The 19,728-nt window shown below is 68.6% G+C and carries 18 protein-coding genes and 1 pseudogene; 9 read left to right on the plus strand and 10 right to left on the minus strand.

Annotated elements, in window-relative coordinates; genetic code table 11:
- Positions 1-4 precede the first annotated feature (4 nt).
- From OG787_RS27345 to OG787_RS27360, 4 genes are all read right to left on the minus strand, one after another.
- Positions 5-817, minus strand: a complete 813-nt coding sequence (locus OG787_RS27345) for a hypothetical protein (RefSeq protein WP_405536717.1) — start codon at positions 815-817, stop codon at positions 5-7.
- Between the two features lie 180 nt (positions 818-997).
- Positions 998-2,596 (minus strand): transporter, encoded by a 1,599-nt coding sequence (locus OG787_RS27350; RefSeq protein WP_405536718.1) that lies wholly within the window; start codon positions 2,594-2,596, stop codon positions 998-1,000.
- Positions 2,593-3,369: an ABC transporter ATP-binding protein gene (locus OG787_RS27355; protein WP_369033032.1), complete on the minus strand. Its 777-nt coding sequence runs from the start codon at positions 3,367-3,369 to the stop codon at positions 2,593-2,595. The genes OG787_RS27350 and OG787_RS27355 overlap by 4 nt, the downstream gene beginning before the upstream one ends.
- Positions 3,370-3,558: 189 nt before the next feature.
- Positions 3,559-4,212 carry a bifunctional DNA primase/polymerase gene (locus tag OG787_RS27360; RefSeq protein WP_369033031.1) on the minus strand — a complete coding sequence of 218 codons (654 nt, stop codon included), beginning with the start codon at positions 4,210-4,212 and terminating at the stop codon, positions 3,559-3,561.
- Between the two features lie 339 nt (positions 4,213-4,551).
- On the opposite strand from OG787_RS27360, the gene OG787_RS27365 reads away from it, so the two are divergent.
- Positions 4,552-5,937: a transcriptional regulator gene (locus tag OG787_RS27365; protein WP_369033030.1), complete on the plus strand. Its 1,386-nt coding sequence runs from the start codon at positions 4,552-4,554 to the stop codon at positions 5,935-5,937.
- 141 nt (positions 5,938-6,078) lie between these two features.
- Positions 6,079-8,097, plus strand: a complete 2,019-nt coding sequence (locus OG787_RS27370; RefSeq protein ID WP_405536719.1) for a hypothetical protein — start codon at positions 6,079-6,081, stop codon at positions 8,095-8,097.
- A gap of 22 nt (positions 8,098-8,119) precedes the next feature.
- On the opposite strand, the gene OG787_RS27375 is transcribed toward OG787_RS27370, so the two are convergent.
- Positions 8,120-9,436: an ABC transporter substrate-binding protein gene (locus OG787_RS27375; RefSeq protein WP_405536720.1), complete on the minus strand. Its 1,317-nt coding sequence runs from the start codon at positions 9,434-9,436 to the stop codon at positions 8,120-8,122.
- A 117-nt stretch (positions 9,437-9,553) separates the two neighbouring features.
- Here OG787_RS27375 and OG787_RS27380 point away from each other — a divergent pair, with 117 nt between their 5' ends.
- From OG787_RS27380 to OG787_RS27405, 6 genes are all read left to right on the plus strand, one after another.
- Positions 9,554-10,054: an SCO4402 family protein gene (locus tag OG787_RS27380; protein WP_369033027.1), complete on the plus strand. Its 501-nt coding sequence runs from the start codon at positions 9,554-9,556 to the stop codon at positions 10,052-10,054.
- Between the two features lie 92 nt (positions 10,055-10,146).
- Positions 10,147-11,052: a formyltetrahydrofolate deformylase gene (gene purU / locus OG787_RS27385; RefSeq protein WP_369033026.1), complete on the plus strand. Its 906-nt coding sequence runs from the start codon at positions 10,147-10,149 to the stop codon at positions 11,050-11,052.
- 100 nt (positions 11,053-11,152) lie between these two features.
- A complete protein-coding gene (locus OG787_RS27390) occupies positions 11,153-12,055 on the plus strand; it encodes an endonuclease/exonuclease/phosphatase family protein (RefSeq protein WP_405536721.1) in 903 nt (300 codons plus the stop codon).
- A 73-nt stretch (positions 12,056-12,128) separates the two neighbouring features.
- Positions 12,129-12,713 (plus strand): dihydrofolate reductase family protein, encoded by a 585-nt coding sequence (locus OG787_RS27395; protein ID WP_405536723.1) that lies wholly within the window; start codon positions 12,129-12,131, stop codon positions 12,711-12,713.
- A 58-nt stretch (positions 12,714-12,771) separates the two neighbouring features.
- Positions 12,772-13,335, plus strand: a complete 564-nt coding sequence (locus OG787_RS27400; RefSeq protein ID WP_369033024.1) for a dihydrofolate reductase family protein — start codon at positions 12,772-12,774, stop codon at positions 13,333-13,335.
- A 294-nt stretch (positions 13,336-13,629) separates the two neighbouring features.
- On the plus strand, positions 13,630-13,983 hold the full coding sequence (locus tag OG787_RS27405) for a DUF2750 domain-containing protein (RefSeq protein ID WP_405536724.1): 354 nt from the start codon (positions 13,630-13,632) through the stop codon (positions 13,981-13,983).
- On the opposite strand, the pseudogene OG787_RS27410 reads toward OG787_RS27405, so the two are convergent.
- From OG787_RS27410 to OG787_RS27420, 3 genes and pseudogenes are all read right to left on the minus strand, one after another.
- Positions 13,949-14,776 (minus strand): annotated as a pseudogene (locus tag OG787_RS27410) (IS5 family transposase). The gene OG787_RS27405 and the pseudogene OG787_RS27410 overlap by 35 nt on opposite strands.
- Positions 14,777-15,318: 542 nt before the next feature.
- Positions 15,319-15,954: a hypothetical protein gene (locus tag OG787_RS27415; protein WP_405536725.1), complete on the minus strand. Its 636-nt coding sequence runs from the start codon at positions 15,952-15,954 to the stop codon at positions 15,319-15,321.
- 702 nt (positions 15,955-16,656) lie between these two features.
- The gene (locus OG787_RS27420; protein ID WP_405536726.1) at positions 16,657-16,926 is read right to left on the minus strand and encodes a GntR family transcriptional regulator; all 270 of its coding nucleotides are present in this window, start codon (positions 16,924-16,926) and stop codon (positions 16,657-16,659) included.
- 981 nt (positions 16,927-17,907) lie between these two features.
- On the opposite strand from OG787_RS27420, the gene OG787_RS27425 reads away from it, so the two are divergent.
- The gene (locus OG787_RS27425; protein WP_405536727.1) at positions 17,908-18,045 is read left to right on the plus strand and encodes a hypothetical protein; all 138 of its coding nucleotides are present in this window, start codon (positions 17,908-17,910) and stop codon (positions 18,043-18,045) included.
- A 65-nt stretch (positions 18,046-18,110) separates the two neighbouring features.
- Here the strand turns inward: OG787_RS27425 and OG787_RS27430 are convergent, their stop codons facing one another.
- Together OG787_RS27430 and OG787_RS27435 are read right to left on the minus strand one after the other, a co-directional pair.
- Complete coding sequence (locus tag OG787_RS27430) at positions 18,111-18,962, minus strand: helix-turn-helix domain-containing protein (RefSeq protein WP_405536728.1); 852 nt, start codon at positions 18,960-18,962, stop codon at positions 18,111-18,113.
- Positions 18,963-18,974: 12 nt separating this feature from the next.
- Positions 18,975-19,727: a DUF6879 family protein gene (locus OG787_RS27435; RefSeq protein ID WP_405540596.1), complete on the minus strand. Its 753-nt coding sequence runs from the start codon at positions 19,725-19,727 to the stop codon at positions 18,975-18,977.
- Position 19,728: the final 1 nt, after the last annotated feature.

The raw sequence follows: 19,728 nt of genomic DNA on the forward strand, positions 1-19,728 counted from the left end.
GCGGTCAGACCTCGAACTGTCTGCGCAGGCCCTTGATGACGGCGAGCGTCTGTTCCACGCCCGGGCGTGCGGGGTGGCGCTCCGGAAGCTCCCGCAGTCCGCGCGCGTACATGTCCTCCGCCGCGGCCATGTGTTCCGGGTGACCGGTCTGGACGAGCCCGAGGAGCGCGCCGCCGAGATTGACGAGGCGGAACGGATGCATCGGGTGGTCGTCCGGGGTGTCGCGCAGTGCGGCGCGGGCGTGTGCGGCGGCCTCGTTCAGGATGGCACCGTCGTTGAGGACGCGCCCTTTGCGGAGGAGGGCGTTGGCGAGGTTGGACTCCTGCGCGACCCGCTCCTCGTTCTGCGCGGCGGCGCGCACCGGCATGATGTCCAGGCAGCCGCGGTACAGGGCGATCGCCTCGTCGATGGACTCCTCGTCCTTCGTCCTGTCGTAGGCCTCCTGGAGCGCGGTGGCCAGGGAGGACATGTGCCGGGAGAGTTCAGGGTCGCCGGGCGGGGACTTGTCGACGGCCTGGCGGCCGTAGTCGATGGCCTTGATCAGATCGGGGGCGTCACGGTCGCGTTCCCAGCTCAGCCGGTGCAGCATGCACAGCGAGGAGAGGGCGGCGGCGTGCCGGAAGTCGGTGACCGGGTAGACCTCCACGGCCAGTTCGGCGGCCTGCATCGAGCCGCGCAGTAGCTTCGGGTCGCCGGTACGGCCGTACGCCAGCCGCAGGTCGTCGGAGACACCTAGGGGTTCGAGGTGCTCGGACTCCGCCGCGTCCCCGGCCTTGTCGTTGCCCCTGGACTTGGATCTGCCGAACCATTTGGCCATGCGCAGGCTCCCCCCTGCATGTGCGCTCCGCTGGTTGGGCGGGGCTGTGTCGGTCGTTGTTCGTCTGTGGCGCCAGTCGTGGCTGGTCGCGCAGTTCCTCGCGCCCCTATGGGGCGCTTTTCCGTCACCCCCTTCCCTCCCCGCGAACGGCGTCCCAAACCCCCTATGCCGTAGGCAAGTTCAGCCTCTGCTGACCGCCGCCAGGATCTCCGGGAGGCGTCCCGCCGTGCGTGGGGCGGCGAGCCGCAGGCCGAGGAGGGTGAGCAGGGCGCCGTACCCGACGCCGACCGGGAGGAGCAGCCAGGTCCAGCGGTCGCCGCCCGAGTCGACGTTCAGCCAGATGGTGAGGGCGATGACGGGGGCGCACAGCAGGGCGGCGCCGACCATGCCGCCGAAGATGGAGACCGTGGCGAGCCCGGACTGCCCGGGGGCGACGTTCTTGTAGCCCTCCTGCGGGATGGAGTACGGGAACCGGGCCGACGACCAGGCCCCGGCCGCCAGCATCGCCCCGAGCAGGGCGAGGGACAGCCCGAGCGCCTCCGGCAGCGTCGCCCAGTCGTCGAGCAGCGCGGTGGTGAGGACGACCACGAGAGTGGCGTACGGCAGGCTGATCAGCAGCAACGCCAGTGCCCGGCCGCGCAGTTCGACGTACGCGTCCCGAGTCGACGAGATGGTCATCGCGATCATCCAGAAGGCGGAGGTGTCCTGGCCGAACTGGTTGTACATCTGGATGCCGAGCATCCCGGCAGCGAAGCACGCGAAGTAGATCGACCCGGTGCCCTGCAAGGCGTTGAACACCGGCACGATCAGCCCGATCGCCAGCGAGGTCACCCACGCCGCCTTGGTCTTGGGGTCGCGCCACGCGTACCGCAGACTCCGCTCCATGACGGTCCCGGTACGCCCGCCCGGCAGCAGCCGCCCCAGCCCGCCGGAGCCCCGCTCCCGCGCACCGGACGGCTCGGCGGCCTGGAGGGTGGACCCGTCGGGGGAGGTCATCAGCCGGGTGAGGGTCCGCGACCAGGCCCCCAGCAGCAGCACCAACGCACCGCCACTGAGCGCCAGTTGTACGACGGCGACCCCGTACGACCCGTCACTCGCCGAGTCCACGGCGCCGATCGCCGAAGCGGGCGGCACCCACGCCAACACCTCGGCGGCCGGGTCGAGTTGCCCGAACCCGGCCGAATTGAGCTGCTGCGCACCGAAGTTGACGACCTGCGCCCCGATCGCGATGACCAGCCCGCTCAGTACGGCGAGATCGCGGCCCTTGCGACTGCTGAGCAGCCGGATGTTGGCGGCGGCGACGGCCCGTGCGAGCGCCACGCAGACGAGCAGCGCGAGCGGCACGGCGACGAGCGACACGACGTACGCCACTCCGCCGCGCGCCACGGCGATCACAGAGCCGACGAGCAGCGACAGCGTGAACAGCGGCCCTATCCCGACGAGCGAGGCCGCGAGCAGCGCCCGGACCAGCGGCCGGGGACGCAGCGGGAGCATCACCAGCCGGGTCGGGTCGAGGGTCTCGTCGCCGCTGGGGAAGAACAGCGGCATGACGGCCCAGCCCAGCGCCATCACCGCGAGCAGGAGGACGGTCACGGACGCGGCGTGCGCGTTGCCGCGCAGGGCGACAAGACCGAGGAACTGGAGCGCGGCGAGCAGCAGCACGACGACGACGGACGAGATGTAGGCGGCCCGCCGCCCGGCGGACTGCCGCAGCCCGTTGCGCAACAGCGACAGCTTGAGCCGTACGACGACAGGGGTGATGGACCCCGCCGTACTCATCGGGCGCCGCCGCCCAGCCAGTCGAGGTGGGACCCGTGGTCGCGCCCGCCCGCGCCGACGAGTTCGAGGAACGCGTGCTGGAGGGAGGGCGAGTCACCCCGTACGTCGGCCAGCGGCCCGTGCGCCCGGATGCGCCCCGCCGCCATCACCGCGACCCAGTCGCACAGCGACTCGACCAGCTCCATCACATGGGAGGAGAAGACGACGGTGGCGCCGGAGGCGGTGTACCGCTCCAGCACACCCCTGATGATCTGCGCCGACACCGGGTCCACGCCCTCGAACGGCTCGTCGAGGAACAGGACTTCGGGATTGTGGAGGAGAGCGGCGGCGAGGCCGATCTTCTTGCGCATACCGGTCGAGTAGTCGACGACGAGCTTGTGCTGCGCGCCGGCCAGGTCGAGGACGTCGAGCAGTTGGGCGGCCCGCTTGTCGACCTCGGCACCGGGCAGCCCGCGCAACCGCCCCGAGTAGGCGAGGAGTTCACGCCCCGACAGCCGCTCGAAGAGCCGAAGCCCCTCGGGCAGCACCCCGATCCGCGCCTTCACCTCGACGGGGTCCCGCCACACGTCGTGCCCCACGACCTCCACGGTGCCCTGATCGGGCCGCAGCAGCCCGGTCACCATGGAGAGAGTCGTGGTCTTCCCGGCCCCATTGGGCCCGACAAGCCCCACGAACTTCCCCGCAGGCAACTCCAGATCGATCCCAGCAACAGCAACCTGCTGCCCGAACCGCTTCCAGAGCCCCTGCACGCGCACGGCAGCACCATCGACCATGCGAGAGACCCTAGGCGAGTCTCCCTGTTTTTTGGCTTCCGGAGACGCGGGTGGCTGTGATCGGGGGCCGCGGGAGGTGCCTTCAGGGGCGCGGGGCTGTGTCTGATCTGCGGCTCCGCCGCGGGGCGCGACCAGCCCCCACCGGCCCGCAGCCGCCACACAACAGATCCAGGCACCCCAGAAGGCGACTTACCGATCCCGCCCGCAAGCGTAAGCAAGCGGCGAGATCAACTCCTCCGCATCCGGCAGCCACCGATTCGCAGGCGTAGGCCGGCAGGCCCACTGCACAGCCCCCCGAGACCCGTACCGAGTAGGCGGAGCGGCCACATACGCCCCCTCCCCCAGCGCGACCAGGTCGAGAGAAGCCGGCGCCCACCCCAACTTGCGCACCAGATCAGGCACCTTCACAGACGCCCCCGGAAGAACGAAGAACCGCATCCGCCGATCCGGCGTCAACGTCACCGGCCCCAGCGTCAGTTCCATCCGCTCCATGCGCGCGAGCGCGAGGAACCCCGCGGTCTCGGGCACATCGATCGCGTCGAACGTGTGGCCGGTAGGCAGCAGGATCGACGCCGTCGGCTGCTCGGTCCACAGCCGGCGCGCGACGGTCGCACTGCCCGTGGCCTGTGTGATCCAGTCGGGCCGTGTCGGGTGTGCGCCGGGCAGCGCGCACGCGGCGTCGCCGCAGGAGCAGCACTGCACCCCGTCGACTGCTTCCAGCCACGTACCGGGAAACACGTCCCAGTGGCGCTCTTCGGCGTACCGGACGGCGGTTTCCAAGAGGGATTCGCCGCGTTGCTTGGGGATTTGGGCAGCATCAGGGCCCGCGATGGTCTCTTCCACGATGAACTCAACTCTAGTGGGAATCATGAGTTACGCATGTCACATGCGCGGGGGAGGAGCATCGATTCCGCATCTGGGGCGCATGGATGCATGTGCGGGGGCGCGCGGGAGGATCCGCGGCGGGGCTGGGTAGGCAGGTGAGGGGCTGGGCATCCGCCTTTACCCCGGCAATCCTCACAAGCCTCGCATTTTCGGCATGCGTGCGGGGCACTGATCTTCAAGGCCGGATCTTTTCGCCGTGCTCGTCCGCTTCCAGGACGCGCACGGCAGGAGTTCCGGGCACGGAAGACACGTCAACTCGGTGCGTGGGCAGGGCACCGCAGCCACAGGGGGTACGCCATGGCCGCAAGGCCTCTCGTCGCGCGGCAGCCGAACGAACGGTTGCAGGCGCTCATCCAGGAAGCGGGCTGCTCGAACGCCGGGCTGGCCCGCCGGGTCAACATGTGCGGTGCCGAGCACGGCCACGATCTGCGGTACGACAAGACGTCCGTGGCCCGTTGGCTGCGCGGGCAGCAGCCCCGGGGCCGGGCGCCCGCGATCATCGCCGAGGCCCTCGGCCGCAAACTGGGCCGTACGGTCACGATCGACGAGATCGGCATGGCCAACGGCAAGAACCTCGCCTCGGGCGTCGGGCTCCAGTTCTCCCCGACCGTCCTCGGCGCCATCGAGCAGGTGTGTGAGCTGTGGCGCAGTGACGTGGGCCGGCGGGACTTCCTCTCCGGTTCGTCCGTCGCCGCGTCCGCGCTCGTGGAGCCCAGCCGCGACTGGCTGATCTCGTCCCCGGACTCCCAGGTGGCGCGCCAGGCGGGGCCGCGCGTGGGGCCGTCGGACGTGGCGGCGGTGCGCGCGATGACCCAGGCGCTCACGGACCTCGACCACCAGTACGGCAGCGGGCATGTGCGTCCGGTCGTCGTGCACTACCTCAACAGCGTCGTCTCCGGGCTGCTGGCGGGCTCGTACCGGGAGGCGGTGGGGCGTGATCTCTTCGCCGCCGTCGCACGGCTGACCGAACTCGCCGGGTACATGGCCGTCGACACCGGTCAGCCCGGTCTCGCCCAGCGCTACTACATCCAGGCGCTCCGCCTCGCCCAGGCGGCCGGGGACAGAGGGTACGGCGGGTACGTACTCGCCGCGTCCATGAGCCATCTCGCCGCGCAGCTCGGAAACCCGCGGGAGATCGCGCAGTTGGCGCGGGCGGCGCAGGAGGGGGCGCGTGGGAGGGTCACCCCGCGCGCGGAGGCCATGTTCTACGCGGCGGAGGCCCGCGGGCACGCGTTGATGGGCGACGCACGGGCGGCCCAGCTGGCGTCCGGGCGCGCGGTGAACGCCCTGGAGGCGGCCGATCCGGAGTCCGGGGACGACCCGGCGTGGATCGCGCACTTCGACCAGGCCTACCTGGCCGACGAGTTGGCGCACTGCCACCGGGACCTCGGCCAGGCCGAGGCGGCTGCGCGGTGCGCGCAGGAGTCGCTGGACGGGCACCCCGAGACGCGGGCGCGGCGCCGGGCCATCGGCCTGGTGCTGCTGGCCTCGGCACAGGTCCAGCAGCGCGAGGTCGAGGAGGCCTGCCACACGGGCCTGCGCGCGGTGGAACTCCTGGGCACCCTGCGCTCCAACCGGGGCGCCGAGTACCTGGAGGACCTACAGCTGCGCCTGGAGCCGTACCGCGACGAACCGGTGGTCCGGGAGTTCGGGGCACGGATGGATCTGCGGGCGGCGGCGTGACGGGAGCGTGATGGGAGACACAGCGAACAGCTGAGGTGCTGGTGGGGCAGTGGTCTGGTCCAGTGCTGCGTGAAAGGGGATTCCGGGGACCCGGTAGCGTTAACCGACGATTCCGAAGGTCCCCCATCAGTAGGAGTCCCGGTGACGCAGAGTGGACAGGGCGAGGAGCCCTCGCCGCGCGTGGCGCGCGAAGGCATCGTGCTGCCCTCCGACGGCGGCGAACCGCTGCTGCCGGGCATGACAGGGGGAAGCGCCGGCCGTCCGGTCCCCGCCCAGGCGCCGCCCCCGCCACCGCCGACCCCGACCGGCGGCCAGGCCTGGGGCCAGCCGTGGGGCCCGGACATGAACCAGCCCCAGGGGCAGTCCCAGGGCCCGTACGAGGGTCAGCCTCAGGGGCAGTCCCAGGGCCGGCCTCAGGGTCCGTACGACGGTCAATCCCAGGGCCAGAACCAGGGCCCGTACGAGGGGCAGAGCCAGGGTCACCCTCAGGGTGGGTACCAAGGGCAGCCCGCGCAGGGCCAGGGTCAGTCTCCGGCGGCCGGGGGCTGGCCGGCGGCGCCCGACGCCCAGCAGCACCAACAGTGGGGCACCCAGGGGCAGTTCCAGCCTCAGAGCCAGCCCCAGCCTCAGTCGCAACCGCAGCAGCCGCAGCAACAGCCCGAGCAGCAGGCCCCGTCGGCACCGGCGTGGAACAACGACCCGAGGGCGACCGGGGATTGGCCCCAGCAGCCCGGATACGGCGCCCAGCCGACCCCGGGCGCCCCCCTCCCCGTACCGCACGCCCCGCAGGGCGCCGGGTCCGCGCCGCTGCCGCCCGCGACCGGGGGCACCCCCATGCCGCAGCACCAGGAGCAGCAGCACCAGCAGCAGCCGTACGGCCAGAACCAGAACCAGCACGCCGGTGCGTACGGGCCGTACGGCGGCGCCCCGTCCGCCCCATTGCCCCCCGAGGGCGGTGCGGCCGTCCCGTACGCCGCCGCGCCCGGTGCCCCGCTGCCACCCGCCGACGAGGGCGCGACGCAGTACATACCGCCCGTTCCCGGCACCCCCGGCCCGGTCGTAGACCAAGCCACTCAGTACCTCCCGCCGATCGCGGCGCACACCCCCGCTCCCTCACCCGCTCCCGCGCACGTCAACGAGGCGGCGACGCAGTTCCTGCCGCCCGTGGGACCCGGCGCGCTGCCGCCCGAGACGAACGCCGAGGCGACCACGTTCCTGGGCCGGGTGCCGCAGGCGGCCCCCGCCCATCCGGACGCCCAGGCCACGCAGTACATCCCGCCGGTGCCCGGAGGGCCGTACGGCGCCCCTGACGACCGTCAGCCGCCCTCCGCATTCGACAACCTCTTCCGTGGCGGCCCGGGCGGCCAGGCCGCCGACGCACCGGCCGGCGCCACCCAGCAGCTGCCCCGCGTCCAGCCCCAGCAGCCCGGCCCCCCGGCCTACGCCCAGCAGCCCTCGTACGGCTTCCCGAACGCCGCGCCGCACGCGCCCCACGACCTGGACGACGGGCATGGTGGGCGGGGTGAGGGCAGGCGTTCGCGGGTGCCTGTCATCGCGGCCCTGGGGATCGGGATCGCCGTGCTCGGCGTCGGGGCCGGTGCCCTGCTGAGCAGCGGGGGCGGGGACAGCGACGACGACGCGGGCAACAAGACCGTCGCGGCGACCTCGGCCGCACCGGAGGAGTCCGGGTCACCGGCCGCCGACCCGGCCCAGGCGCAGGCCGTCGAGCTGGACAAGCTGCTCGCCACCAGCAACAACAGCCGCGACGCGGTGATCAAGGCCGTGGCGGACGTCAAGTCCTGCGACAACCTCGGCCAGGCGGCCACGGACCTGCGCGACGCCGCCCAGCAGCGCGGCGAGCTGGTCACCCGGCTGTCGTCCCTCCCCGTGGACAAGCTCCCGAACAACGCGGAGCTGACCGCCGCCCTCACCAAGGCGTGGCAGGCATCGCAGTCGGCCGACAACCACTACGCGGCCTGGGCCGACCAGGTGGCCCGCAAGAACGGCTGCAAGAAGGGCCAGGCCCGTACGACGAGCCAGACCCAGAACGGCAACAAGCAGAGCGGGATCGCCACCACGCAGAAGGCCAGGGCGGCCGAGCTGTGGAACGCGATCGCGAAGTCGTACGGCCTGACGGAACGCCAGTCCACCCAGCTCTAGCCGCCCTGCCGGGGCCGGCTGGTCAGTCGTCCGCCGCGCTCTCCAGGAGCTTCGTCGTGTTGATGAAGCCCTTGCGGGCGGCGACGAGCCGGCCGTCGCGGACGACCTGGAGGGTCACCTGCGCGTTGACCAGGCGCGGGAAGCCGACCACCGACAGCAGGTCCTCGAAGCGCCAGCGCAGGGTCGGGGTGAGGCCGCCGGTGCTGACCTGGAGGCCGTCGTCGAGGGCCCGCCGGACGGTGGTCGAGGAGACCTCGCCGTCCAGTGACTCGACGACCGCCTTCAGGACGGTGTACGCGATCCAGGTGGTCTGCACACCCGCGTCCTGCGGGTCGATGCGGTTGTCGTCGAACGCCTCTTCGCTGATGACCTTCTTCATGTCGTCCCAGCGGGCGTCACTGGCGACCGGGTACCAGCCGGTGATGTACGAGTCCTCGTACGGGCCGGACTTGCCGCCGTTCGCGTTGATCACGGTCTGGTCGACGCTGCCGAGCACGGTGGCGGTGCGCACGTCCGGGTAGTCCTCGCGGTCGCGCCGGAAGGAGTCCATGAAGGTGTTGGTCCGGTCCCCGAGCGCCGGCACCACACACCCCTCCTTCTCGTCCTCGCCCTCGCCCGCTGAGGCCGTGCCCGTGTCCGTCGTACGTTCGAGGGCGAGCTTCGTCTGAGACCCGTACTCGGTGGCGTCCTCGGCGGCCAGCTGGTCCAGCGACCGGGCGTGCCCGCCGGCCTTCAGACCGGAGTCGAGGAGCTGCGGCAGCTGGTCGCCGGCGATGGTGTCGGGGCGGATCAGCGCGACGGGACCGCAGACGGCGGCGAGTTCCTTGCCGAGGCCGGCGAGGAGGGCGGGCGAGCCGCCGTTGACCGGGTAGGACATCGGGTTGGTGAACTCGTCGTTGGTGACGCCGTAGCCGCCGATGTACGGGATTCCGGCGGAGGCCAGCGGGCCCAGGAAGGCGTCGCCGAACTGGCTGTAGGAGCCGACGACCGCGACGACGTCCTCGTCGGCGGCCCGCCGGGCGCACTTCGCGGCGGCCACCCGGTCGTTGTGGTCGTTGCAGGTCAGGACCTTGAGCTTGCGCCCGTTCAGGCCGCCGTTGGAGTTGACCCAGCGGGCGTACGCCTGCGCCATGGCCGGCATGCCGGGCTTGTTGGTCGCGTTGGTGTCCTCCGGCGCCCAGGTCATGACGGTGATGTCGCCGCCCCCCGAACCCTCCGAGGTGCCGGGGACCACCCCGCAGCCGACGGCGAGCGCGGCGCACACGGCCAGCGTGCTCAGTCTGAAAGGGGTGCGGACGGTGGTACGGAAGGTGGTGCGGGTGCGTCGCCTGCCGGTCATGGGCATGCACGATTCCGTCACACAGCCAACCCGGGTGTGACCCTTGGTCAATATCCGGTGACGCCGAGGTGAATTACGGGGGCCGTTGTTCTCATTTTCACAGGGACCGTACGATCGATGACCGTGCAAGGTTCGGAAGACTCTTCCCGTCGCGGCCGTCGCTCCTCCACCATGGGCGGCATGCCACTCAACGACATGCCGTGGTGGCGCTGGCGCAGCAATGTGCGCTCCGCGCTGCACATGCTCTCCGACCCGGTGTTCCAGCGAGACGTCTGGCTCGCCGGCGTCGACGGATACGGGGACGTCACCGACGCCGTGTACCGCCTGGTCGAGGACACCTGGCTGGACAGCTGGTCCGCCGAGAAATACGTCGGCACGATCTTCCGGGACTCCCAGGAGGCCGCCCTCGTCGACACCGCCGTGCTCCGCGTCCTGCGGATCATGCACCAGGTCGGCCCGGACGCCCCCGTCTCGGCCTACCTCGACCACGCCGGCTGGCCGGAGGCGGTCCGGGCGGCCCGGGACGCCCACGTACGCCTGGCGGCGAGCGACGGCGAGGAACCGGACACCCCGCCGCGCACGCTGGAGGTACTGCGGATACTGACGCGTTCGGCGTAGAGGGCGTTGGTTCCGACGGACGGTTCCGTCGGGCTGTTCCGGGTGGCGGACGGGAGTCGGCCGGCCGGGGCGGATATGGGACCCTGTCGGGCATGAACGAGCAGTCCAGCCAGGCAGCCGCCCCCGCCGAGAAGCCCGCAACGAAGCCCGCGGAGCAGTACGTCCTCACCCTCTCCTGCCCCGACAAGCAGGGCATCGTGCACGCCGTGTCGAGCTATCTCTTCATGACCGGCTGCAACATCGAGGACAGCCAGCAGTTCGGCGACCGGGACACGGGACTGTTCTTCATGCGCGTCCACTTCTCGGGTGAGGCGCCGGTGACGGTGGAGAAGCTGCGGGCGAGCTTCGCGGCGATCGGTGACGCCTTCCACATGGAGTGGCAGATCCACCGGGCCGAGGACCGGATGCGGGTCGTCCTGATGGTCAGCAAGTTCGGCCACTGCCTGAACGACCTGCTCTTCCGCGCCCGCATCGGCGCGCTGCCGGTGGACATCGCGGCGGTCGTCTCCAACCACACGGACTTCGCCGAACTGGTCGCCTCGTACGACGTCCCCTTCGTCCACATCCCGGTGACGAAGGACACGAAGGCGGAGGCGGAGGCACAGCTGCTGGAGCTGGTCCGCGCGGAGGACGTGGAGCTGGTGGTCCTGGCCCGCTACATGCAGGTCCTGTCGGACGACCTGTGCAAGGCCCTGAACGGCCGGATCATCAACATCCACCACTCCTTCCTCCCGAGCTTCAAGGGCGCGAAGCCGTACCACCAGGCACACGCGCGAGGCGTGAAGCTGATCGGCGCCACGGCCCACTACGTCACGGCCGACCTGGACGAGGGCCCGATCATCGAGCAGGAGGTCGAGCGGGTCGCCCACGACGTCACGCCCGACCAGCTGGTGGCCATCGGCCGCGATGTGGAGTGCCAGGCGCTGGCACGGGCGGTGAAGTGGCATGCGGAGCGGCGAATCCTGCTCAACGGGCGGCGGACGGTGGTGTTCGCGTAAGCGGGTGCGACGGTTGGGGTGGCCGCGGTGGCCGCGGTGGTCGCAGTGGTTGCGGTGGGGCAAGGATGCCAAGGGCCGGTCGTCCTGGACACGCGGACGGGTGCTCGCGTCGCTGGCCGTACTGACCGCCGCCCTGCTGACGTTCCACGCGGCCGTACCCAACACCCCCGGCAACCTGGGCAGCCTGCTGGAGGCGTTCCTGCCTTGGCTGGGCCTGGCCGTTCCCCTGCTCCTCCTCCTGGCCCTGCTGCGCCGCTCGACCACGGCGCTGGTGGCGCTGCTGCTCCCGGCGGCAGTCTGGACGTACCTCTTCGGCGGGCTCCTCTCCCCACGGGACGGTGGGGAGGCTGACATCACGGCGGTCCAGCACAACGTCAGCGACGAGAACCCCGATCCGGCGGGCACGGCGGAGGCCCTGATGGAGGCCGCCCCGGAGCTGATCGCGCTGGAGGAACTGACCCCCTCAGCGCTGCCGCTCTACGAGAGAACCCTGGCGTCGGCGTACCCCCACCACGCGGTCGAGGGCACGGTCGGTCTGTGGTCGAAGTACCCGCTGACGGACGTACGGCTGCTGGACATCAGGCCGAAGGGGATCGGGGAGGGCTGGGACCGCGGACTGCGGGCCGCCGCACGCACGCCTTGGGGCGAGGTCGCCGTGTACGTGGCTCACCTGCCCTCGGTCCGCATAGGGCCGACGGGCTTCGCGTCCGACTACCGGGACGAGAGCGCGGGCCTGCTGGGCGAGGCGGTAGCCGCGGAGACGCTGGACGAGGTGATCCTGCTGGGTGACCTCAACGGAACGCTGGACGACCGCGGACTGGACCCGGTCACGTCACGGATGAAGTCGTCGGAGCGACGCTTCGCGTTCAGCTGGCCCGAGGTGTTCCCCGTCTCCCGGATCGACCACGTGCTGGCGCGTGCGGCGACGGTCACCGACGTACGCACCCTGCCGGCCACGGGAAGCGACCACCTGCCGATTGCCGCAGGCATCAGACTCGCCTGACGGCAGGCGATGAGTTTCAGGGTGGGCGCCAGTCTGTATCTCCGACACGCGATGCGCGCTTGAGGAGAGCACCATGACCGCGACCTACACCTTCGACGTCTTCTCCAGCCTCGACGGCTTCGGCGCCGCCGGTGGCGACTGGACCGGCTACTGGGGCAAGCAGGGCCCCGAGCTGCTCGACCACCGTCTCGCCCTGTACGGCGAGGAGCAGCGGATGGTCTTCGGGGCCAACACGTACCGGGCGTTCGCGGGGATGCTGGCCGCGAGTACCGAGGATTCCGAAGTACGTGACCCATGGGTCACCCGGATGGTGAACCTCCCGGCAACGGTGGTGTCGACCACGCTGCGGGAACCCCTCGACTGGCCGGACGCGACTGTCGCGAGCGGCGATGCCGTGGACGTCGTCGCCCGGCTCAAGAAGGAGTCCGAGGTGCCGTTGCGCTCGCACGGCAGCCTGTCGATGAACCGGGCGCTGATGGCCGCGGGTCTGGTCGACCGCGTCCAGGTGACGCTGTTCCCGGTGATCACCGGTCGGACCGGCCTGGACCCGATCTTCGCGGGCGCTGCCGACTTCGACCTGGAACTGATCGAGAGCAGGACGCTCGACGGTCGCATCCAGGAGCTGGTCTACCGGCCTGCCCTGCATCCGGCGCACTGAGGTTGTGCCGACGGCCACCGGCCGTACTGTCGAACCCAGCTACCGAGGAGGACTCCTGATGCGCAGCGTGACCTATTCGATGAGCATTTCCCTTGACGGCTACATCGTCGACCCGGATGGCGGCATCGACTGGACGGTGCCCGCCCCGGAGGTCTTCCGCTTCTGGATCGACGAGATCCGAGACGTCGACGTCCACCTGATGGGACGACGGCTGTACGAGACGATGCTGTACTGGGAGACCGCCGACCAGGATCCCTCGCTCGGCGACGCGGAACGCGAGTGGGCCGCGCTCTGGAACCCGCTCCCGAAGGTGGTGTTCTCGACCACGCTGTCGGAGGTACAGGGAAACGCCCGCCTGCTCTCGGGCGGCCTCGCGGAGGAGATCGAGCGGTTGCGTGCCGAGCCGGGGGAGGGCGAGATCGCGATCGGCGGCGCGACCCTCGCCGCCGAGGCATCCGCGGCGGGCCTGATCGACGAGTACCGGACCATGGTCTACCCGGTCCTGATCGGCGGCGGGATTCCGTACTTCCCTCGGAACGAGCGCAGGGTGGACCTCGAACTGGTCGAGACCCGCACCTACAACTCGAAGGTCGTCTATCTCCGCCATCGGGTGGTGCGTTAGCCGGCTTACCTGCCGGGCCGTGGGAAGAACGGGCCAGTTGGTGACGTCTTCTGAGCGAGGATCACGTCCCGTGTCTGTTGAGGGCGTGGGCGGTGCGGGTGATGGCGCCGGTGCGCGTCGGGCTGAGGGTGACGTGGTGCAGGGGGCGCCAGGGGTGTTCGAGTTCGGTGGTGGTGCGTTCGCCCGGGGCGCGGACGGTTCTGATCAGGGAGTTCGTTGCGCGGGTGTCGGTGTGCAGGGTTGGCTTGGAACTCCTAACGAAATGAGTGTGGGAGAACGGTAGGCTCGGTGGCCATGAGTCAGAGCGGTTCGCAAGCGGCGGCATTCTTCCGAGGCGTCCGCCAAAGCAGCGTGGTCTGGCTTGTCCGGGATGACGACGGAAGCCCGACTCACCTCTCCGCGGACGGCACGCGAAGTCTTCCCTTCTGGTCGACCTCGCCGCGCGCCCAGAGGGCAGCAAAGATCTGGGGGCATGGGCTCCGCGTTGAGTCCATGCCCTTGGACACCTGGTGCGATCGCGTACTACCCGATGCCGCCCGGGATGGACTCGTGATCGGCATCAACTGGAGCGGGCCGCGCCTGGTCGGCTGGAGCTTCACCCCCAACGAAGTTCTCAACCGGCTATCGGCAGCCCACACAGTGACCTGAGTTGTCGGTGGATGATGAGGCAGCAGGCGAGTTTGAGGAATGCTTCGTGGATGTCAGCCCTGCGTTCCCAGCGGATGCGCAGACGTCGGAATCCGTGCAGCCACGCGAAACTCCTCTCCACGACCCAGCGGTAGGTGCCCAGTCGGGTGCCGTGCAGGGTGCCGCGGCGGGCAATCGCGGGCACGATGCCCCGGGCGCGGACCTGGTCGCGATAGATGTCGTGGTCGTAGCCTCGGTCGGCGAACAGCGAGTCCGGCTTGCGGCGGGGCCGGCCTACGCGGCCGCGGACCGGTGGGATCGCGTCGAGCAACGGCAGGAGTTGGGTGACGTCGTTGCGGTTGTCGCCGGTCAGCAGGACCGCGAGCGGGGTGCCGTGCCCGTCGGTGATCAGATGGTGCTTTGAGCCGGCCCGGCCCCGGTCGACCGGTGACGGGCCCGTGTGCTGCCCCCTTTTAGGGCCCTGACGTGGGAGGAGTCGACCACGCAGCGGGACCAGTCCAGACGTGAGGCCGCATTCAACTCAGCGAGCAGGACCTCATGCAGACGCTGCCACACTCCGGCCTCGTTCCAGTCCCGCCCGGCGCCAGCACGTCATGCTCGAACCGAAGCCCAGCTCCTTCGGCAGGTACTCCCACTGAATCCCGGTGTGCAGTACGTACAGGATCCCGCATAACACCTCCCGGTCCGGTAACGCCTTGCGGCCCGGGTATCGGAAGCGCCGTTCGCGCTGCGGCAGCAGCGGCTCCAGGCGGTCCCACAGTTCATCCGACACGATCCACGGCGATGTCCCCACACTGGGCCGAACGCTCAACTCCAACCACGGACACGGCCATCAGTGCCGATCCGCCTCTTTGTGTTAGCTGCTGTTGGACTGGCTCTTGGAGCGGTGGGCGGGATCCGGATACCGATGCCCGTACCGGTACAGCCCTTGTCCGCCCGAGTTGGCATTCTTTCGGCGGCTGTTTTTTTGCTGCGCGGGTAGCGCCTGGCGGCGGGCGGCGATGATATCTGGGGTGGAGCGGGGCTCGATGTGGGAGAGCCACAACGGGGTGTCGTTCGGGGCGGGTAGGAACTGCACGTTGCCGGAACGCTCAAGCCACACCGGATGCTTGATCCCGAAAGCCTGCACCGTGGAGTGTGCGCTATCGGTTGCCCGGGCAGTCCCGTTTAGGCACAACCGCGAGATTTACAGTCCCCCAAGATCGCACATCAGAAGTTTCCCTGACCTGCGGAAACAGAAGTATCCACGAACCAGCCTGGACCACACCAGCGTTCCATGGGCTCCGGCGTACCTGCCTGTTGATGTCAGCCGCCGATGTCGGACAGCCAACCCGACTACCGCTCCCCCCTCTCATCCATCTGCTTCCACCTTTCGAAGATCGGCATGAAGGGCCCCAACACTCCCAACTCATCGTCAGAGCCCGTAATAGTCTCCTCAAAAATGATCTCTCCCGACTTCGTTCTACTGAAGGGGGTGAGTAGCGACAGGCGTTCGCCGTCTCTCGTGGCCGACGCGACATGAAGGACTTCCTTCCTGTCCTTTCTGTCGCGAGGCGGAATGAGCTGACCCTGCGCATCTAGTTCTTCACCTAATGCCCACCACGCTTCGATGACCAAAACGATGCCGTCCGATCGCAAGGACTCCACGCGATCTGCAAGTCGATGAAACATCAGGTACTTGCCGTTCTGATCGGCGAAGTTAGGAGAGATCATGTCAACGATCTTCCCATCCCTATAGGCCCACATCATGGGCATGTGGCACTTGTCTTTCCGTAGCACCATGCATGCTGACTTCATCAACTGCGGCGCTGCTTCGATGGGGCTCAAAGCGGTCACAGAAAACGAGCCGTATCGCTCCCTTGCCTTCTGCACTCGCCGTTCATCACGCATCAAGTATTGCTCTACTTCGCGAACGCCAAAGCCGTCTTCCAGGTCGAGGTGCTCCTGCCTGACGCCCGAGTTGATGTCCATGCAAGCCAGCGGCTGTGTATCGATAACCGAAGTTGCACACGAAAGCTCTCGCTCATCCAGGGCGCACAGGGTAACGTCAGCGGCTGCGTGCGCGACATGGAGCAATCTGCTCAACTCAATAAAGATCTCCCTAGTCGCATGAAGCAACTCATAGTCTGGGAGAGCCTTGTCTACCCATCTACGAGAAACAGTGACGACACCGATTCGGGGATTCCCTGGGTCCGAGAAGATCGCCCCAAGCATGTCGCGAGATGACATCCTTGGGGGAACGTAAACTTCCTCTCCTCTTTAGCCACCCAGTTTGCTACCCAACGAATTTTTGCCTCGCTGAGCAATTCGAGATCGGATTCCTTAACAACCCTGTTTCTTGATTTTACAGCCCAGCGCATAAGGGGCTTAGGGCAGACCTCTTTGACGAACCGGTAATATTCTGAGCTGTCATGTCCCCCTCTGTCACCTTGCACGGCTGAGCTACGCGGTGCGCTGGAGGCGCCTTGAATCCCGGGCCGGAGGCAAACGCCCTCACCACATCAAACAGCCGGAGTTCATTTGCCACTTGACCGTTACGCACCACCTCACGATGGAGAGTGCCCTGCAAATGGGACCGAAGACAGCGAAGGTCTACGAAGGGAGTGACGTCGTCGACTCCAGGTCTAGGTCCGATTCCCTGCTTTGTAGAGTGCTCAAGTCGCGCTGCTGCCTCTACTCCCCGTTCCCTTCGATCTCGCTGCTCTTCGAGTCGGCGGGCAGCACGTACGACCCCTTGCCGGGAACCGTGTAGATCAGTCCCCGCTCCCGAAGCTCCCGCATCGTGCGGCGTGCGGTCATCTGTGCGATGCCGTACTCCTCGGCCAGCCGTGCCGGCGTGGGGATCATGCGGTCGGGTGCGTACTCACCGCTCGTGATCCTCGCTTGGAGTACGTCTGCGAGCTGTGCGTAGAGAGGGCGTCCAGACTCCGGATCAAGACTCATGACTCGACATTAGGCAGTCGTACATGTGTCCACATTATTAGCTCTAGCTACATCGTGATGCATCTAGGTACGTCACGCACTACTGTGGGAGCGCAACGAAACAGAGACCCCGGCGGTGCGCGAACACCCCGGGGCACGGCCACCAACCCTCTGGAGGTTGACGACGTGCGCAACCGTATCGCGGCCGCACTGCACCGGGCCTTGTGCCCAGTAGCGCTGCTGGTTCTGTGTTTGGCCCTGCCTGCCACCGGTAGGCGCCGCAAGGCGGCGCTTGAACCACGCCGAACCGTCATGAGCAGCGGGAACGTGAAGGAACAAGGACGCCTTGTCGCGCGTCTGGTTACCCCGCGTTCTCCGTACAGCACCGACCGCGCGCCCCTTGACGGAGCATCGTCGGCACTGTCGCGGCCGTACCTGCCCGAGCACATCTACGTGCGGTCCTCCGCAGTGCACCGTACAGCGAGCGTGCGGCCCCATTGGACGGCGCGCGAACGAGCCGTGCGGTTGCGGCGTCGTGCCGTCGCGGTGTTGGCCGCCGACTTCCGCATCAGCTTCGACACCCGCGACATTCACTCCGTGCTGGACGGGGTGAGCTCCCGGTGACCGGACGTACGGCCGGCGTCAGGTGCGGGAGGGTCCGAGCCTTGATGTTCTACCGGGCCACGACATTCGGCGAAGTCAGGGCATGCGTACGGGACGAGGGGCACAAGGCGCATCACCGGGATGCACGGGGCGGCATGTGGGACGCCCGCCCTCTCCGGTTCGAGTCGAACGCCGAGAACGGAGTGCCCGAATGAGCACTGCCCGTGGGTCTGCCCTGACGCCGGAGTCTCCGTACGTGTCCGGGCGTTGCACCATCGGCACCCACGATCAGTGCCGGGACGCCGAACCTCGTGACAGTGGTGTTCCCGGGCTGCGTTATCTGGTGTGCACCTGCCTGTGCCACCGTCCGATGCCGGTTCTGGCGGCGGGAGGGCGCGCATGAACGCCAATACCCCTGCGCGACAAGGCAGTCGGTGCGAGATGCGGCTGAAGTCCTACGGGCGGACACTCGCCCTCATGGCCATGTCCGGGTCTGCGGTCCTGCTCGTCCTCGACGTCCTGGAGATCCTCCGATAGCGCACAGCAGCTCCCTCTGCGCGACACGCGCCGCAGAAGGAGCTGTCACGTACCTGTAGCCGCGGCTAATGCGGGTTCAGCGCGCGCCGGGCGCTGTTGATGACGTTGTGTGCCTCCGCCCCGTACACCGCGGACTCCCGCAGTGTCCGCCAGACCTTGGTGTAGAGGGCGATGTTGTCGGCGTCGTCGAGCCATATCTCGGCGTGCCAGTCCTCGGCGACGACGAGGCGGTCGTCGAGGACCCAGAAGCCGTTGGCCGGGACGATCTTCACCGAGGCGGTGAACGGGATGATCCCCAGGTCGACCGTGTCCATCCCGATCAGACCGGTCAACCGGTCGAGCTGGGCGGCGAGCACCGAGGGAGGGCAGATCAGGGAGCGCAGTGCGGCCTCCCACATGAGTACGTGAAGTTTGCGGCCGGAGCGGTACAGCCACTCCTGGCGCTGCATCCGCGCCCGGACCGAGTCGTCGATGTCGCCGGTCGCCGAGAGGAGTTGGGAGTACCTCGTGATCACGTGGCGTGCGTACTCGGGTGTCTGGACCATGCCGGCGATGACCGACTCTTCCCACACCCAGAGGTCCTTGGTGCGTTCGATTTCGCTGCTCAGGTTTTCGTGCATGGGCTTGAAGCCACTCGCCAGGGCTCGACGCCACGACCTGATGTGGGACTCGAAGCCCGTGAGCCGGGCGGTGAGTTCGGGATACACCTCAGGTTGGCCCGTGGCGTCGGCCCAGGCGCGGAGGTCCTCCGGGGTGGCGGTCTGTTTGCCGTTCTCCAGCTTGCTGACCTTGGAGTTCGGCCAGCCCAGCCGATGCGACAGTTGCTGGCCGGTGAGTCGGCCCTCAGGGCACGAGAAGCGCAGTTCTCGCAGCCGCCCGCCCAGGGCTTCCCGCGCTTGCTGATAGTCCGTACTCACCGGCCACGCACGCTAGTTGGCTCCGCTCACCTGTGCGGTGAAGTGCTGATACGGGACAGCATGATGCATCGCCGCATCGCGAATCATGGAGTACCGCACGACCTCTGCGGGCTCCGTGATCAGCTCGATGTTCAGCAAGTTGTCGTCATCGTCGAAGATCAGACGGGCGACGATCCGGGAATCGAAGAGCCAGAAGTCCTCTGCGGGCAGGTCGGCTCGCTCGGCTTCGTCGCGCCAGAGGTAGCTGACGTCCTCCCCGACGGCCGCATTGTGCCTGGAGTAGTCGAGCAGGAACAACTGCTCCTCTGTGGGCGGGCTGTCGGCGACGCGAACTCGGCCGACCCGCTTGCCTGCGTCCGTCTGCTCACGGATGTTCCTGAACCACGGTTCGCTGAAGTCACACGGCGCGCTGCCCGTCTCCAGAAAGGCCAGGTATTCGGGGTCCTCGCGGTCTGATGCATACCCGCGCCGTGTTTCCAGACGCCACGCGGTGTGTTCGAACGTCTCGAAGAGGCGCCGGAACTCGTCCCGGCTGACGATGTCCGGCACGCGCGTCATCTCCTTCGGGGCCCAGTTCACGAGTAGTTCGCGTGGTACGACGATTGCGGCTTCGGCCTCGCTGAAATGGTGCAGCTGCGCGATGTCCTCGGGGTCGGTCAGAGGTGTGCCCTGAACGACGACCTCTCCCGTTGCGACGTCCTCGTGCAGAGCGGGGCAGGCGTCGATCTTGCTGTCGGTGCCGGTGAAGCGTAGTTGTCGAGCCATG

The sequence above is a fragment of the Streptomyces sp. NBC_00075 genome, from assembly GCF_045041225.1.
GTDB lineage: Bacteria > Actinomycetota > Actinomycetes > Streptomycetales > Streptomycetaceae > Streptomyces > Streptomyces adonidis.